We start from the raw sequence: 14,724 nt of genomic DNA on the forward strand, positions 1-14,724 counted from the left end.
GGCCCCCCGGCGCCCCCCCCGGGCGCGCGCGCGCCCGCCGGGGGGGGGGGGGGGGCGGCCGCGCGCGGGGGCGCGGCGCCCGCCACCGGCTGCCCCTGTGGTTCGTCCTCCGGCGCGGCGTCCGCGTCGCCGTCGGTGGCCGTGCCGGCTGCCGCACCGGCGACCGCTGCTTCCTTCGCGGGCTCGGCGTCCCCGGCGAACCGCGACAGCGCGGCCTTGGCGCGCAGGAACAGCTCGGAGCCCTCCGGGGAGAACACGCCCGGAGTCGCGGCCACGGACTCCTCCGCCACACCATCGATCGCCACAGCCTCCGTGGCGCCTGCGGCCTCCGCGTCAACGGCCTCCGCGTCAACGGCCTCGGCGTCGACGGCCTCGGTGCCGGTCGTCGCGGCCGCCCGGTCGGCGAGGGCGGCCGGCAGCGCGCGGGCGTCGGGCGCGGCCTCCAGCTCCAGCAGGCGGCGGCCCTCCAGGGCGCTGGCGCGCTCGGTCTCCGCGGTGGCGTACCGGCGCAGCAGGGCCGCGTGCTCGTTGCGCAGCCCCGCCAGCTCCTTGCGCTTGGCCCGCAGCTTGTGCTCGAGGCGGACGCGGAGTTCGCGCGACTCCTCAAGGTCGGACTCGAGTTCGGCGACGCGTTCCTCGAAGCGCCACTCGTCGCTCGCCCGCGCGCGCGTGAGGTCGGCGACCGTGCGGCCGGCCTGTGCGTCCCAGCGGCGCATGACGACCGCACCGGTGAGCGCGGTCAGCGCGGCGGCCGCGGCGAGGGACCGCAGCACCACCGGTGCCGTGAACACCCAGGGACCCAGGGCGCAGACGAGGGAGACGCCGGCGATCGCCGAAGGAGGCAGCAGCCTGTGCAAGGGCGGGGAATGGCGGTGACGTCCACGTGGCATGGCCAGAAACTTACCGCGCGTAGGCGAATCGTGGTGCCCCGCCCCGCAAAAAGACCGCCACGGGATCCCGGCCCTTTTCCCGTTCTTCTTCGCGGGCCCGCTCCCGGCCTTCTCCGGAGCCCGCACTCCCCTCTTCAAGATCATTTTCAGCGGTCGCTCAGCCGCCCGCTGAGCCACTGGAGCATCGCCGGGATCTCGCGCTTCCAGGTGTTGAAGTTGTGGCCGCCGCTGTCCAGGACGATCGAGGCGATACGGGTCTTGTTCGTCGCCCTGACGGCGTCTATGAACTTCAGCGTTGCCTTGTAGTCGGTCTCGCCGTGCCTGCTGCTCGTGACGAGCAGTGAAGTGTCGGGAGCGGGCATGTGCTTGATGCTCCACATCAGGTCGGCGCGATTCTTCAGATTCCTGTTCCCGTGGAAGAGATCACCGGTGGTCGGATCGAGCGCAGCCTTGTAGTACGGCGACAGTCCCGCACCGGCCGCGTACACCTCGGGATGGTGCATGGCGAGTTTCACCGCGCAGTAACCACCTGTGGAATCACCGGCGATGCCCCAGCTGCCCGGCTTTTTTCCGACCCGGTAGTGGGCGAGGACGGCGTCGGGAAGATCCCTGGCGAAGAACGACTCGGCCTGCGGGCCGCGCGGGATGTCCACGCACTCCGTGTCGCGCGGCGGCGCCACGGTGGGCCGCAGCATCACCAGGATCATCGGCTGCATCCGCCCGTCCTTGGCCAGATCCAGCGCCGTACGGGGGTAGTTGAGCTTGCTGACGAGCGACTGGGCGATGCCCGGATACCCGGTGAGGACCACGGTCGCCGGGAAGGTGCGCGTGCGGTACTGCGGCTGGAAGTACTCCGGCGGCAGGTAGATCAAGGCGGAGGTGGCGATATGGGTCGTACGGCCCACGATGTCGACCTTCTGGATCTGGCCGGACATCTGCGGCCGGGATTTGCCGGTCACCTTCATCGCCTGGGTGGCGACCACCTGGAGCGGGCCGCCGGTGCCGCCGTTGGCCGAGTGGTCGACGACGACGCCCTGGTCGGTCTCCTGCCCGAACAGGTCCGCCCAACTGGCGTAGAAGCCGAAAGCCTGGTTGGTGGCGAGGCCGACGCAGGCGAAGATCACCGTCTGCGTGGCCAGCAGGATGCCGACGCGCCCGCTGACGGCCCGCCAGTTGCGGCGCGCCAGGCGCGGCCACAGCCACACCGTGGCGACGAACAGCAGCACGGCGAGCGCGACCGCCAGTACCAGCACTTTTTTGCTCGTGAGACCCATGGGCTCTTTCCTGCCTGCACTTCCCCCGGGAGCCACCGACGCATCCTTGGCGAGGGCTTGCCCCGGGCTTTCCCTGGCCTTTGACCCGGTTTTCCGGTGGGGAGTGAACCTCTCTCCCCCAGACACCGTCCTAGAGGGCGCAATGTCGCCGGATGCCCCGATCGGCACCGGATTCAAGGTCTCTCGCAGAACTACGGGATGCGATGTCTGTCAGGATAGATGGGGAAATGTCGGGCGAGGTTCCGGGTCGATCCCGTCGGATGCGCCGCATACTCCGCGGTCCGCGCCCCGAGGCCGTCCCCGCTCTCGTCGGCAGGGCCGCCGCCGTCGTGGGCGTCCTGGACATTGCGGCGGGTGTCTTTCCGCGCTTCCGGCACAGCCGGATGCACGCCCTCGCCGAGGTGCTGCCCGGATCCTTCGGCCCGTTCGCCGCGGCGCTGTCCCTCAGCGCGGGCGTGCTGTTGCTGCTGCTCGCGCACGGGCTGAAGCGACGCAAGCGGCGGGCCTGGCGCGCCGCCGTGGCGCTGCTTCCGGCGGGCGCGGCGGCCGAGTTCGTCTACCGGCACTCCGTGGTCGGTGTGATCATCTCACTGGCGCTGCTGGCGCCGCTGCTGGTCCACCGCAAGGAGTTCGCGGCCCTGCCGGACCCGCGCAGCCGGTGGCGGGCGCTGGCCAACTTCGTGCTCATGAGCGCGGGTTCGCTGGCGCTGGGCATGCTCATCGTGAGCGTCCACGCGCACCGCATGGTCGGCAACCCGAGCGTGGCCGACCGGCTCACCCACGTCGTCTACGGCCTGTTCGGCTTCGAGGGCCCGGTCGACTACCAGGGCAACACGTCCTGGACGGTCGCCTTCTCGCTCGGCGCGCTCGGCTGGCTCACCGCGGTCACCACGATCTACCTGGCGTTCCGCCCCGAGCACCCGGCCGCACGTCTGACCGAGGAGGACGAGAGCAGGCTGCGCGCCCTGCTGGCCAAGCACGGCGCCCGGGACTCCCTGGGCCACTTCGCGCTGCGCCGCGACAAGGCCGTGGTGTTCTCGCCCAGCGGCAAGGCGGCGGTGACGTACCGCGTCGTCTCCGGCGTGATGCTCGCCAGCGGTGACCCGATCGGCGACGTCGAGGCCTGGCCTGGCGCCATCGAGCGGTTCATGGACGAGGCCAAGGCCCACTCCTGGACGCCCGCCGTCATGGGCTGCTCCGAGACCGGCGGCGAGGTGTGGACCCGGGAGACCGGCCTGGACGCGCTGGAGCTGGGCGACGAGGCGGTGGTCCACGTCGCGGATTTCTCGCTCGCCGGACGCGCGATGCGCAACGTCCGCCAGATGGTCAAGCGCATCGAACGGGCCGGCTACGAAACGCGGGTGCGGCGCGTTCGTGACCTCGGCGACGCCGAGCTGGAACGGATCCGGCGGGCCGCCGAGGACTGGCGGGGTACCGACACCGAGCGAGGCTTCTCCATGGCGCTCGGCCGCATCGGCGACCCCTCCGACGGCGACTGCCTCATAGCGACCGCGCACAAGCAGGACGACGAGCCGGGCGAGTACGGCGACCTGAAGGCGGTCCTGCACTTCGTCCCCTGGGGGGAGGACGGCGCCTCCCTGGACCTGATGCGCCGCGACCGCTCGGCCGACCCCGGCATGAACGAGCTGCTCATCGTGGCGGCGCTGCAGGCCGCGCCGAAGTTCGGCATCACCCGGGTGTCGCTGAACTTCGCGATGTTCCGCTCGGCGCTGGCACGCGGCGAGAAGATCGGTGCGGGTCCGGTGCTGCGGGCCTGGCGCGGGCTGCTGGTGTTCCTCTCGCGCTGGTTCCAGATCGAGTCGCTGTACAAGTTCAACGCCAAGTTCCAGCCGCGCTGGGAGCCGCGGTTCGTCGTCTACCGCGCCTCCGGCGACCTGCCCCGCATCGGCTTCGCCGCCATGCAGGCGGAGGGCTTCGTCGACCTCGCCCTCCCGCTCCCGCGCTTCCTGCGCCACCGCCGCACCGCACAGCGCCCGTGCCCCCACGCGGTCGCGGAACGCGACATCCGCGCGGCCTGACCCCGTACCGGCCCGAGAGAGCGCCCTGCCCCTCCAGCCCAGGCGCCTCTCTCGGGCCCCTCCCCCTCTCGGACCCGCACCCCTTTCGGCCCCCGACACCCGCGCCTCCGCCTCTCCCCCGGCTCTCGCCGCGCACCGGTCTCGCGACCGCAGACATCCCAGACCCGCGTCTGCCCGGCCCGGCCGGCGGTCGTCCAGGCCGGGCGCCCCGCCCCGTCGCCGCACCGGCCGTCTCGGCCCACACCGGTGTCTCGAGCCGCCCCGAGCCCCGCAGGCACACTTGGCCCGCAAGCAGACCTGAGCCTCGCAACTCCCTTGGGCCCTGCAGCCGCCTCGGCACCCCGCCGGCCGCCTCGGCCAAGCCCCGCCTCGAGCCGCCCACCCGTCCCGGCCTCACGAGCCACCACGAGCCCCGCAAGCGGACTTGGAGCTCGCTACCCTCTTTTGGCCCCCCAGCCCTCTCGGGCCCGCACTCTCGGGACCCCACCGGCGGTCTCGGCCCCTCCCCCTGTCTCGGCCCCTCCCCCTGTCTCGGCCCCGCCCTCTGCCTCAGCCCCACACCCTTCCTCGGCCCCGCGCCCTTCTCGGCCGCGCCCTGTCTCGGCCGCGCTCTGTCTCGGGCCTCCCGCCCGTCTCGCCTCCCGCCCGTCTCCGTCTCGCAGGGCGGCTCGGGCGCCCTTCTCGGGCACCTGGCCGCTCGGGCCTGAGCCCCGTCCTGCGGGCGGGGTCCCTGGCCGAGGGGTCGTGGGGGCGGGGTCCGGGTCGCGGCAGTGACGGGGTGGGCCTGGGCCTACGCTGAACATATGAGCAACCTGAGCGGGCGCGGGGCAGTGGAGGGGCTTCCGGCGTGGGACCGGTGTGCGGTCATGGGGGTCGTGAACGTGACCCCCGACTCCTTCTCCGACGGCGGCCGCTGGTTCGACACGACCCTAGCCGTCAAGCACGGCCTCGACCTGGTCACGCAGGGTGCCGACCTGGTGGACGTCGGTGGCGAGTCCACGCGCCCGGGCGCCACCCGCGTCGACGAGGACGAGGAGCTCCGGCGGGTCATCCCCGTCGTCCGCGGCCTCGCCGCCGAGGGCGTCACGATCTCCGTCGACACGATGCGCGCCCGCGTCGCCGAGGAGGCCCTCGCGGCCGGAGCCGCGCTGGTCAACGACGTCAGCGGCGGCCTCGCCGACCCCGCCATGATCCCCGTGGTGGCCGACGCCGGCGCTCCGTTCGTCGTCATGCACTGGCGCGGCTTTCTTCAGGGCGGCAATGTCCAGGGCGTGTACGCGGACGTCGTCACCGAGGTAGTCGACGAGCTGCACGCGCGCGTGGAGGCCGTTCTGGACGGCGGCATCGCCCCCGACCGGATCGTGGTCGACCCGGGCCTCGGCTTCTCCAAGGAGGCCGAGCACGACCTGGAGCTCCTGGCCCACCTCGACCGCCTGCTGGTCCTCGGCCACCCCGTGCTGGTCGCCGCCTCCCGCAAGCGGTTCCTCGGCCGGGTGCTGGCCGGCCCCCAGGGCGCGCCTCCGCCCGCGCGCGAGCGTGACGCCGCCACCGCCGCCGTCTCCGCGCTCGCGGCGCACGCCGGCGCATGGGCGGTGCGCGTCCACGAGGTACGCGCGACGGCGGACGCGGTACGGGTCGCACGCGCCGTGGAGCAGGCGCGCGGCCACCAGAACGCCCCCGCCGGTGACACGCACACCACCGAGACCGCCTCCCGCTCCTGTGAAGGACACCGGTGAGCGCCCCCCACACCGACGTCGAGGAGGTCGAGGCCGCCAACACGGCCTTCTACGAGGCACTGGAGCAGGGTGACTTCGAGGGGCTGTCCTCGCTCTGGCTCACCCCGTCCGACCTGGGCGTCGACGAGGAGTACCACGACCCGGCCGACACGGGGGTGGTCTCCTGCGTGCACCCCGGCTGGCCGGTGCTCACCGGCCGCGGCGAGGTTCTGCGCTCCTACGCGCTGATCATGGCGAACACCGAGTACATCCAGTTCTTCCTCACCGATGTGCATGTCTCGGTCACGGGCGACACCGCCCTGGTGACCTGCACCGAGAACATCCTCAGCGGCGGCGCCCCCGACGACGGCGGCGAGCTCGGCCCGCTGGTCGGCCAGCTGGTCGTCGCCACCAATGTGTTCCGGCGCACACCGCTCGGGTGGAAGCTCTGGTCCCACCACGCCTCCCCCGTCCTGGCCGAGAGCGACGAGGACGAGGAGGCCGGGGACGGCGAGACCCCCGCCTGAGTGGGTAGGCGCACCAACGAGGAACGCCGGCGAGCGCCGGACGTGGCCGGAATCACGGGCTCGGCGGCAGAAGCGGCCGCCGGCCGGTGAGCAAGCGGGTTCTCCAGGGGAAACGCACGGTGAAACCTGCCCGGCCCGGCTCACGGGACCGTGCCCGGGACCCGGCACTGTCAGTGTCCGCAGGTAGATTCGTTGACGACCGGTGTGCCGCCCGCACGCGGCAGCGACCGGCCGTCACCGACGATTGCAGGAGTGATTCGCGTGGATCGTGTCGCGCTGCGCGGCCTGAAGGCTCGCGGGCACCACGGGGTGTTCCCCAAGGAGCGCGAGGAGGGCCAGACCTTCCTGGTGGACCTCGTCCTGGGCGTGGACACCCGCCGGGCCGCGGCCGACGACGACCTGGCGAAGACCGTGCACTACGGCATCGTGGCCGAGGAGGTCGTGGCCGTGGTGGAGGGCGAGCCCGTGAACCTCATCGAGACGCTCGCCGAGCGCATCGCCCACGTCTGCCTGAAGCACGAGGGGGTCCAGGAGGTCGAGGTCTGCGTCCACAAGCCGGACGCGCCGATCACGGTCCCCTTCGACGACGTGACCGTCACCATCACCCGGAGCCGAGTATGAGCGCACCTTTCGCCCAGGGACCCCCCGACCCGACCGTCCAGCCGGTGCCCGCCTCCGTCGTCGAGAAGGTCGACGCCGCCGACACCACCCTGCAGAACCCGAAACGGGCCGTGATCTCCCTCGGCTCCAACCTCGGCAACCGCCTGGAGACCCTCCAGGGCGCCGTCGACGCCCTGGAGGACACCCCGGGCGTGCGCATCAAGGCGGTCTCCCCCGTCTACGAGACGGAGCCGTGGGGCGTCGAGCCCGGCTCCCAGCCGTCGTACTTCAACGCGGTGGTGGTCCTGAAGACGACGCTGCCGCCGTCCTCCCTCCTGGAGCGCGCCCACGCCATCGAGGAGGCCTTCCACCGGGTCCGGGACGAGCGCTGGGGTCCGCGCACCATCGACGTCGACATCGTCGCCTACGCCGATGTCGTCTCCGACGACCCGCGTCTCACGCTCCCTCATCCGCGCGCCCACGAACGCGCCTTCGTCCTCGCCCCGTGGCACGACGTGGACCCCGAGGCCCAGCTGCCGGGCCGCGGCCCCGTGGCCGCCCTGCTGACCGCTCTCACCCGTGCGGGTGTGGAGCCGCGCGCGGATCTGGAACTCCGGCTGCCCGAGTAGTCGTTAAGGTCGAGAAAGATCAGACGACGTACGGCACGGACGGACCCGTGAGCGGGCCGGGACGAGCCGCTCATGCCCGACCCACGGTCCGGGGGAGCTGAAGGGACACCGTGAAAGAGCTGCGCATCAGGGTGCTGATCGGCGTGTTCGTCGTCGCCGGAGTGCTGTCCTGGGCGGGCGCCCGCCTGTGGAACGGGGTGGGGACACTGCCCAGCGTCCCCCTGGCCGCCCCCATCGTCCTCGCCCTGATCGCCGCGGTCCTGCTGTCCACGGCCCTCTCCCTGCGCGCCCGGCTGAAGGCCCAGCGCGAGCGCCGCCCCGGCGCCAAGGGCGTGGACCCGCTGATGGCCGCCCGCGCGGTGGTCTTCGGTCAGGCGAGCGCCCTGGTCGCCGCCCTCGTCGCCGGCATGTACGGCGGCACGGGCGTCTTCCTGCTGGAGCTCCTCGACATCCCCGCCCGCCGCGACCAGGCGATCTACGCCGGATTCTCGGTCGTCGCGGGCCTTGCGGTGATAGCGGCGGCCCTGTTCCTGGAACGCGTCTGCAAACTCCCCGAGGACGACGACCAGGACCACCCGGGGACGGAACCGGTGGCCTGACAGCCACCGGAGGCGTCGGTGCCGCGTCAGTGCGCCATGATGAGGCTCATCGCCTCGTTGCGCGTCGCCGCGTCCCTCAGCTGACCGCGCACCGCCGAGGTGATGGTCTTGGCACCGGGCTTGCGGATGCCCCGCATCGACATGCACATGTGCTCGCACTCCACGACGACGATCACGCCGCGCGGCTCCAGGATCTCCATCAGCGAGTCGGCGATCTGCGTGGTGAGCCGTTCCTGCACCTGCGGGCGGCGGGCGTAGACGTCCACGAGCCGGGCCAGCTTGGACAGACCCGTGATCTTGCCACTGGTGGACGGGATGTAGCCGACGTGAGCGACCCCCCGGAACGGGACGAGATGGTGCTCACAGGTCGAGTACACCTCGATGTCCTTCACGAGCACCATCTCGTCGTGGCCCAGGTCGAACGTCGTCGTCAGGACGTCCTCCGGCTGCTGCCACAGCCCCGCGAATATCTCCTTGTACGCCCGCGCGACCCGCGCAGGGGTGTCGCGCAGGCCCTCGCGGTCCGGGTCCTCGCCGACCGCGATGAGGAGCTCGCGCACGGCGTTCTCGGCGCGCTTCTCGTCGAACTCGCCGATGGTGCTCTCGCCGTCCAGCGTCACGGGGTCGGTCATGTGAAGCCTCGTTCCTGTCTGTCTCAACCGCGGGCATACGAAATGCCGGGGCATACGAAATGCCGCGCCCCCCAGGCTAGAACCCGGGGGGCGCGGCAGACATTCCGGGGCGGTGCGGGGCCGGTGGGACCTCGCACGGCTCTTCGTCAGTGGTCCGGGCGTTCCTCCGGGGTCTGCTCCGGCGCCGGGGCGGAGTCCGTGGCGGTGGACTTCACCGTGCTGATGGCCGCCGCCGCGCCGTTCGCCCCGTTGGTCAGGGCCAGCTCCTTGGGGGAGAGCACCGGCGGACGGGTGGACGGCGTACGGCGGGAGGAGCCGGTCCAGGCGGGCCGCGGCGGGCGCTTGACGACCGGGGCGAAGATCTCGGCGATCTCCTCCTTGCCCAGGGTCTCCTTCTCCAGCAGGGCCAGGACGAGGTTGTCGAGGACGTCGCGGTTCTCGACCAGGATCTCCCAGGCCTCGTTGTGCGCGTTCTCGATGAGCTTCTTGACTTCCTCGTCCACCAGCGCGGCGACCTCTTCCGAGTAGTCGCGCTGGTGAGCCATCTCACGTCCGAGGAACGGCTCGGTGTTGTCGCCGCCGAACTTGATGGCACCCAGGCGCTCGGTCATGCCGTACTGCGTGACCATGGCGCGGGCCGTGGTGGTGGCCTTCTCGATGTCGTTCGCGGCACCCGTGGTCGGGTCGTGGAAGACCAGCTCTTCGGCCGCGCGGCCGCCCAGCATGTAGGCCAGCTGGTCGAGCATCTCGTTGCGCGTGGTCGAGTACTTGTCCTCGTCCGGGAGCACCATCGTGTAGCCCAGGGCACGGCCGCGGGACAGGATCGTGATCTTGTGGACCGGGTCGGAGTTCGGCGAGGCCGCCGCGACCAGGGCGTGACCGCCCTCGTGGTACGCGGTGATCTTCTTCTCCTTGTCCGACATGATCCGGGTCCGCTTCTGCGGGCCGGCGACCACGCGGTCGATCGCCTCGTCCAGCATCTTGTTGTCGATCAGCTTCTGGTCGCTGCGGGCCGTGAGCAGCGCGGCCTCGTTCAGGACGTTGGACAGATCGGCACCGGTGAAGCCGGGGGTGCGGCGGGCGACGGCGGCCAGGTCGACGTCGTGGGCGACCGGCTTGCCCTTCTGGTGGACCTTGAGGATCTCCAGGCGGCCCTGCATGTCGGGGCGGTCGACCGCGATCTGGCGGTCGAAGCGGCCCGGGCGCAGCAGGGCCGGGTCGAGGATGTCGGGCCGGTTGGTGGCGGCGATGAGGATCACACCGCCCTTGACGTCGAAGCCGTCCATCTCGACGAGCAGCTGGTTCAGGGTCTGCTCGCGCTCGTCGTGACCGCCGCCGAGGCCGGCGCCGCGGTGGCGGCCGACGGCGTCGATCTCGTCGACGAAGACGATCGCCGGGGCGTTCGCCTTGGCCTGCTCGAACAGGTCACGGACTCGGGAGGCACCGACACCGACGAACATCTCGACGAAGTCGGAACCGGAGATCGAGTAGAAGGGGACCCCTGCCTCGCCGGCCACCGCGCGCGCCAGCAGCGTCTTGCCGGTGCCGGGCGGGCCGTAGAGCAGGACGCCCTTGGGGATCTTGGCGCCGACGGCCTGGAACTTGGCCGGCTCCTGGAGGAACTCCTTGATCTCCTGGAGCTCCTCGACGGCCTCGTCGGCGCCGGCGACGTCCGAGAAGGTCGTCTTGGGGGTGTCCTTGGTGATGAGCTTGGCCTTGGACTTGCCGAAGTTCATGACCCGGGAGCCGCCGCCCTGCATCTGGTTCATCAGGAACAGGAAGACGACCACGATGAGGACGAAGGGGAGCAGGGAGAGCAGCACGCCGACGAACGGGTTCTGCTTGGACGGCGAGACCGTGTAGCCGTCCGGGATCTGCTTGTGCTGGAACTTGTCCTGCAGCGTGTTGGCGATGTTGACGCCCTGGTCGCCGATGTAGCTGGCCTGGATCTTCGAGCTGCCGGAGACCTTCTGGCCGTCCTTGAGCTCGACCTTGATGGTCTGCTCGTCGCCGGTGGTCAGCTTGGCCTGCTGGACCCGGTTGTCATTGATCGCGGCTACGACCTGGCCTGTGTCCACCGTCTTGTAGCCGCCGGACGAGCCGACGACCTGCATCAACACGACCACGGCAAGGACGGCCAGCACGATCCACATGACCGGCCCACGGAAGTATCGCTTCACGTCCATCCATACGGAGCGGTGCCGCCCCGTCCCTCCTGCCATAGTGAGTTTGATAAGACAGTTCTTCTGACGGTACCCCAGCATCGCGGCTCGTAGCCGCACGGGAGAGCCGGCGTACCCGTCTGCATGCTCCAACGCCCGCGGTGCCGCTGGAGTTCCCGATCACCGTGCGGCGCCGCGGCGGACGGCGTCAGCCGCCGTAGACGTGGGGGGCGAGCGTACCGACGAACGGCAGGTTGCGGTACTTCTCGGCGTAGTCCAGGCCGTAGCCGACGACGAACTCGTTGGGGATGTCGAAGCCGACCCATTCCACGTCGATGGCGACCTTGGCGGCGTCCGGCTTGCGCAGCAGCGTGCACACCTTGAGGGACGCCGGCTCGCGGGAGCCGAGGTTGTTGATCAGCCAGGACAGGGTCAGGCCGGAGTCGATGATGTCCTCGACGATCAGGACGTGCTTGCCCTTGATGTCGGTGTCGAGGTCCTTGAGGATCCGCACGACGCCGGAGGACTGGGTGCCCGCGCCGTAGGAGGAAACGGCCATCCAGTCCATGGTGACGGGGGTGGACAGGGCCCGTGCCAGGTCCGCCATGACCATGACCGCGCCCTTGAGGACGCCGACGATCAGCAGGTCCTTGTCCGCGTACTCCGCGTCGATCTTCGCGGCCAGCTCGGCCAGCTTGGCGTCGATCTCTTCCTTGGTGATGAGTACCTGCTGAAGGTCGGCACCCATGTCTTTCGCGTCCACCCGCATCACTTTCGGTCGGTCGTCCCACCGGCTGTTCCGGCTCTCCCGGAAGGGGAGGCCGGCGCCTTCCCGGGGGGAAGGATTCAGCCTTGCCGAATCACCAGTCTGCCACCCTGCCGCCGGGCGACGACTTTGCCGGGGAGGTTGATGGCTCCCTGACCGCGCCAGCCGGTGATCAGCCGGTCCACTTCCTCGATGTGGCGGGCGAACAGGGAACCGGCGGGAGCACCGGCGTCGATGGCGGCGCGGCGCAGCACGCGGCGGCGTACGGCGGGGGGCAGCGCGTGCAGCTTGGCGCACTCCAGGCAGCCGGCGTCGTCGCGGACGGCGGCCTCCGCCTGGCCGGCCCAGGCGTCCAGGGCGTCGGCGTCGTCGCGGGAGAGCTGGGCGGTGCGGGCGAGGGCCTCGACGACGCCCTTGCCGAGCGCCTTCTCCAGGGCGGGCAGGCCCTCGTGGCGCAGCCGGGAGCGGGTGTAGGCGGGGTCGGTGTTGTGCGGGTCGTCCCAGACGGGCAGGGACTGGGCCATGCAGGCCTTGCGGGCGGTCTGCCGGTCGATGTGCAGGAACGGGCGCCGGTAACGGCCGCCGGCCCCCGAGACCGCGGCCATCCCGGACAGGGAGCGGGTGCCGGAGCCGCGGGCGAGGCCGAGCAGCACCGTCTCGGCCTGGTCGTCGCGGGTGTGGCCGAGCAGGATCGCGGCGGCGCCGTGGCGTTCGGCGGCGGCGTCGAGGGCGGCGTAGCGGGCGTCGCGGGCGGCGGCCTCGGGACCGCCGTCGCGGCCCACGGCGACGGCGACGGCCTCGACCGGGTCCAGGCCGAGTTCGCGCAGCCGCTGGGCGACCTCGTCGGCGCGCAGGTCGGAGCCGGCCTGGAGGCCGTGGTCGACGGTGATGCCGCCGGCCCGGACGCCGAGCTTGGGGGCCTCGAAGGCGAGGGCGGAGGCGAGCGCCATGGAGTCGGCCCCGCCGGAGCAGGCCACGAGGACGACCGGCGACGGCGGGCGCTCATGGGCCGCCTGCGAGCCCTGCGGGGCTCGGGCGGCGATGCGCCGGCCGCGGCTCGGTGTCGGCACGCCGAGCGGGGGCTGCCCGGAGAGCCGCGCGGTGCGCGGGCCGGGCGAGGGGGTGGTCTCCTGCGCGTGGTCGCCGTACGGCGAGTGCGGGGCGTACGGCAGCTGCGCGGCGTGCGGCGTCTGCGCGTGGGCGGTCTGCAGTTCGGGACGGGGCAGCTCGGCGTGCGGCGCGCTCTGCTCGTCGAGGATGTCGTGGAGGACGCGGCGTACCGCCAGGCGTATCGCCGCGACCGCAGGATGGGGACCCATGTCCGGTTCCCTTCACGGAAGTTTTTCGGGGGTGAGCCCGAGTCGGTCACTCAGAGTGTGTAGATGGTGACAGAAACGGGCCGTTCCCCGAGCATTGCACGCCTACCCATTGCCTACGGTCCCTCGGACGGGTGATTGGAGGGGCGTTCGCCTGCCGTCGGCCGGATTCGGTTCACCACGTCCCCACGCCGTTTCACGGCTCGCCCTTGCGGTGCACCCGTGCGACCCAGTCCGCCGGTTTGGCGATCTCCGCCTTGGTGGGGAGGGTGTTCGGAGAGGTCCACACGCGGTTGAAGCCGTCCATCCCGACCTGTTCGACGACCGCGCGGACGAACCGCTCGCCCTCGCGGTACTGCCGCAGCTTGGCGTCCAGGCCCAGCAGCTTGCGCAGGGCCGTGTCCAGCCGCGAGGCGCCCTTGGCGCGGCGCTGCTGGAACTTCTCGCGGATCTCCGCGACGGTCGGCACGGCATCCGGCCCGACCCCGTCCATGACGTAGTCGGCGTGGCCCTCCAGCAGGGACATCACGGCGGTGAGCCGGCCGAGGATCTCGCGCTGGGCGGGGGTCTGCACCAGCTCCACGAGGGAGTGGCCGCCGTCGTCGTCCTCCTCGCCCTCCGGGCGCCCGCCGACGAGCGACTGGGCGGCCTCGCGGACGCGCTCCAGGAACGCCATCGGGTCGACGTCGGTCTCCGCCAGGAACGACTGGATTTCGCCCTCGAGGTGGTCGCGCAGCCAGGGCACCGCGGTGAACTGCGTGCGGTGGGTCTCCTCGTGCAGGCACACCCAGAGGCGGAAGTCGTGGGGTTCCACGTCGAGTTCGCGCTCGACGTGGACGATGTTCGGGGCGACGAGCAGCAGCCGTCCGCCGCCGTTGGCGCCCGCGGGCAGCTCGCGGGTGGCCGGGGCGAACGTCTCGTACTGGCCGAGCACGCGGGAGGCGAGGAAGGACAGCAGCATGCCGAGTTCGACGCCGGTGACCTTGCCGCCCACGGCGCCGAGGACCACGCCCCCGGGGCCGCTGCCGCGGCGCGCCTGCATCTTGTCCAGCAGCGGTTTGAGCAGCTCGCGGAAGCCGGCGACGTTCGCCCGGACCCAGCCCGGGCGGTCGACCACGAGCACGGGCGTGTCGTGAGTCTCGTCCGTACCCAGACGAGTGAAGCCCCGGACGTGCTCCTCCGAGGCCTTGGCATGCCGGCGCAGTTCCGCGACGACGGCGCGGGCCTCGTCGCGGCTCACCTCGGGGCCCGGCCTCACCAGGCGGGTCGCGGTCGCCACCGCGAGATTCCAGTCGACCATCCCGGGACTTGCGGCACCACCGATGCTCGTCATGCGTCAACGGTACGTGAGCGCTGCCGCTTGGGGCAGGCTGTGACGGCGGGTGCGGTGTGCGTCGCTCGGGCGGCGGCCCTGAGTCGGCGGCCGTGCCCACCCTCCCCCGTCGCCCCGCGGGACGGCTGCCCACCGCGGACGGGTACGGGACGACCGCCCACGGCGGTCGCCAGTGCCGCGACAGGCGACGTTCGCCCCGTCGCGGCGCCCGGCACTCCCCCACTGCCTTGACGGCGTGGGCG

Annotated in this window: 13 protein-coding genes; 6 read left to right on the forward strand and 7 right to left on the reverse strand. The window is 71.8% G+C overall.

The window, feature by feature from the left end; genetic code table 11:
* On the reverse strand, positions 1 to 890 hold an 890-nt coding region (locus tag R2S09_RS36205), incomplete at its 3' end, for a hypothetical protein (RefSeq protein WP_316745481.1).
* Between the two features lie 146 nt (positions 891 to 1,036).
* Complete coding sequence (locus R2S09_RS36210) at positions 1,037 to 2,164, reverse strand: esterase family protein (protein WP_306188629.1); 1,128 nt, start codon at positions 2,162 to 2,164, stop codon at positions 1,037 to 1,039.
* 227 nt (positions 2,165 to 2,391) lie between these two features.
* Between R2S09_RS36210 and R2S09_RS36215 the strand changes: the two genes are divergently transcribed.
* The 6 genes from R2S09_RS36215 to R2S09_RS36240 all read left to right on the forward strand — a co-directional run bounded on the left by R2S09_RS36215 (position 2,392) and on the right by R2S09_RS36240 (position 8,273).
* Positions 2,392 to 4,203: a phosphatidylglycerol lysyltransferase domain-containing protein gene (locus R2S09_RS36215; RefSeq protein WP_316745482.1), complete on the forward strand. Its 1,812-nt coding sequence runs from the start codon at positions 2,392 to 2,394 to the stop codon at positions 4,201 to 4,203.
* 803 nt (positions 4,204 to 5,006) lie between these two features.
* A complete protein-coding gene (gene folP / locus R2S09_RS36220) occupies positions 5,007 to 5,939 on the forward strand; it encodes a dihydropteroate synthase (RefSeq protein ID WP_316745483.1) in 933 nt (310 codons plus the stop codon).
* Positions 5,936 to 6,445 carry a nuclear transport factor 2 family protein gene (locus R2S09_RS36225; RefSeq protein WP_316745484.1) on the forward strand — a complete coding sequence of 170 codons (510 nt, stop codon included), beginning with the start codon at positions 5,936 to 5,938 and terminating at the stop codon, positions 6,443 to 6,445. The genes folP and R2S09_RS36225 overlap by 4 nt, the downstream gene beginning before the upstream one ends.
* A gap of 261 nt (positions 6,446 to 6,706) precedes the next feature.
* A complete protein-coding gene (folB, locus tag R2S09_RS36230) occupies positions 6,707 to 7,066 on the forward strand; it encodes a dihydroneopterin aldolase (protein WP_306188633.1) in 360 nt (119 codons plus the stop codon).
* Positions 7,063 to 7,674 carry a 2-amino-4-hydroxy-6-hydroxymethyldihydropteridine diphosphokinase gene (gene folK / locus R2S09_RS36235; RefSeq protein ID WP_306188635.1) on the forward strand — a complete coding sequence of 204 codons (612 nt, stop codon included), beginning with the start codon at positions 7,063 to 7,065 and terminating at the stop codon, positions 7,672 to 7,674. Before folB ends, folK begins: the two co-directional genes overlap by 4 nt.
* A gap of 110 nt (positions 7,675 to 7,784) precedes the next feature.
* A complete protein-coding gene (locus R2S09_RS36240; RefSeq protein WP_306188638.1) occupies positions 7,785 to 8,273 on the forward strand; it encodes a DUF3180 domain-containing protein in 489 nt (162 codons plus the stop codon).
* 26 nt (positions 8,274 to 8,299) lie between these two features.
* Here R2S09_RS36240 and folE read toward each other — a convergent pair whose 3' ends face one another.
* The 5 genes from folE to R2S09_RS36265 form a co-directional block, all read right to left on the reverse strand.
* Positions 8,300 to 8,905 carry a GTP cyclohydrolase I FolE gene (gene folE, locus R2S09_RS36245; protein ID WP_306188639.1) on the reverse strand — a complete coding sequence of 202 codons (606 nt, stop codon included), beginning with the start codon at positions 8,903 to 8,905 and terminating at the stop codon, positions 8,300 to 8,302.
* 146 nt (positions 8,906 to 9,051) lie between these two features.
* On the reverse strand, positions 9,052 to 11,091 hold the full coding sequence (gene ftsH, locus R2S09_RS36250; protein WP_306188641.1) for an ATP-dependent zinc metalloprotease FtsH: 2,040 nt from the start codon (positions 11,089 to 11,091) through the stop codon (positions 9,052 to 9,054).
* 184 nt (positions 11,092 to 11,275) lie between these two features.
* A complete protein-coding gene (gene hpt, locus R2S09_RS36255; protein WP_030177349.1) occupies positions 11,276 to 11,836 on the reverse strand; it encodes a hypoxanthine phosphoribosyltransferase in 561 nt (186 codons plus the stop codon).
* Positions 11,837 to 11,913: 77 nt separating this feature from the next.
* The gene (tilS, locus tag R2S09_RS36260) at positions 11,914 to 13,152 is read right to left on the reverse strand and encodes a tRNA lysidine(34) synthetase TilS (RefSeq protein ID WP_306188644.1); all 1,239 of its coding nucleotides are present in this window, start codon (positions 13,150 to 13,152) and stop codon (positions 11,914 to 11,916) included.
* A gap of 193 nt (positions 13,153 to 13,345) precedes the next feature.
* Positions 13,346 to 14,482, reverse strand: a complete 1,137-nt coding sequence (locus R2S09_RS36265; RefSeq protein WP_306188646.1) for a zinc-dependent metalloprotease — start codon at positions 14,480 to 14,482, stop codon at positions 13,346 to 13,348.
* Between the last annotated feature and the right edge of the window lie 242 nt (positions 14,483 to 14,724).

This window comes from Streptomyces sp. MK7 (assembly GCF_032658145.1).
Classification (GTDB): Bacteria; Actinomycetota; Actinomycetes; order Streptomycetales; family Streptomycetaceae; genus Streptomyces; species Streptomyces spiralis.

Excerpts from the sequence above, each read along its gene's own strand:
- R2S09_RS36210 (WP_306188629.1), bottom strand. The coding sequence starts at position 2,164 with ATGGGTCTCACGAGCAAAAAAGTGCTGGTACTGGCGGTCGCGCTCGCC.
- R2S09_RS36215 (WP_316745482.1), top strand. The coding sequence starts at position 2,392 with ATGTCGGGCGAGGTTCCGGGTCGATCCCGTCGGATGCGCCGCATACTC.
- folP (WP_316745483.1), top strand. The coding sequence starts at position 5,007 with ATGAGCAACCTGAGCGGGCGCGGGGCAGTGGAGGGGCTTCCGGCGTGG.
- folK (WP_306188635.1), top strand. The coding sequence starts at position 7,063 with ATGAGCGCACCTTTCGCCCAGGGACCCCCCGACCCGACCGTCCAGCCG.
- folE (WP_306188639.1), bottom strand. The coding sequence starts at position 8,905 with ATGACCGACCCCGTGACGCTGGACGGCGAGAGCACCATCGGCGAGTTC.
- ftsH (WP_306188641.1), bottom strand. The coding sequence starts at position 11,091 with ATGGACGTGAAGCGATACTTCCGTGGGCCGGTCATGTGGATCGTGCTG.
- hpt (WP_030177349.1), bottom strand. The coding sequence starts at position 11,836 with ATGCGGGTGGACGCGAAAGACATGGGTGCCGACCTTCAGCAGGTACTC.
- tilS (WP_306188644.1), bottom strand. The coding sequence starts at position 13,152 with ATGGGTCCCCATCCTGCGGTCGCGGCGATACGCCTGGCGGTACGCCGC.
- R2S09_RS36265 (WP_306188646.1), bottom strand. The coding sequence starts at position 14,482 with ATGACGAGCATCGGTGGTGCCGCAAGTCCCGGGATGGTCGACTGGAAT.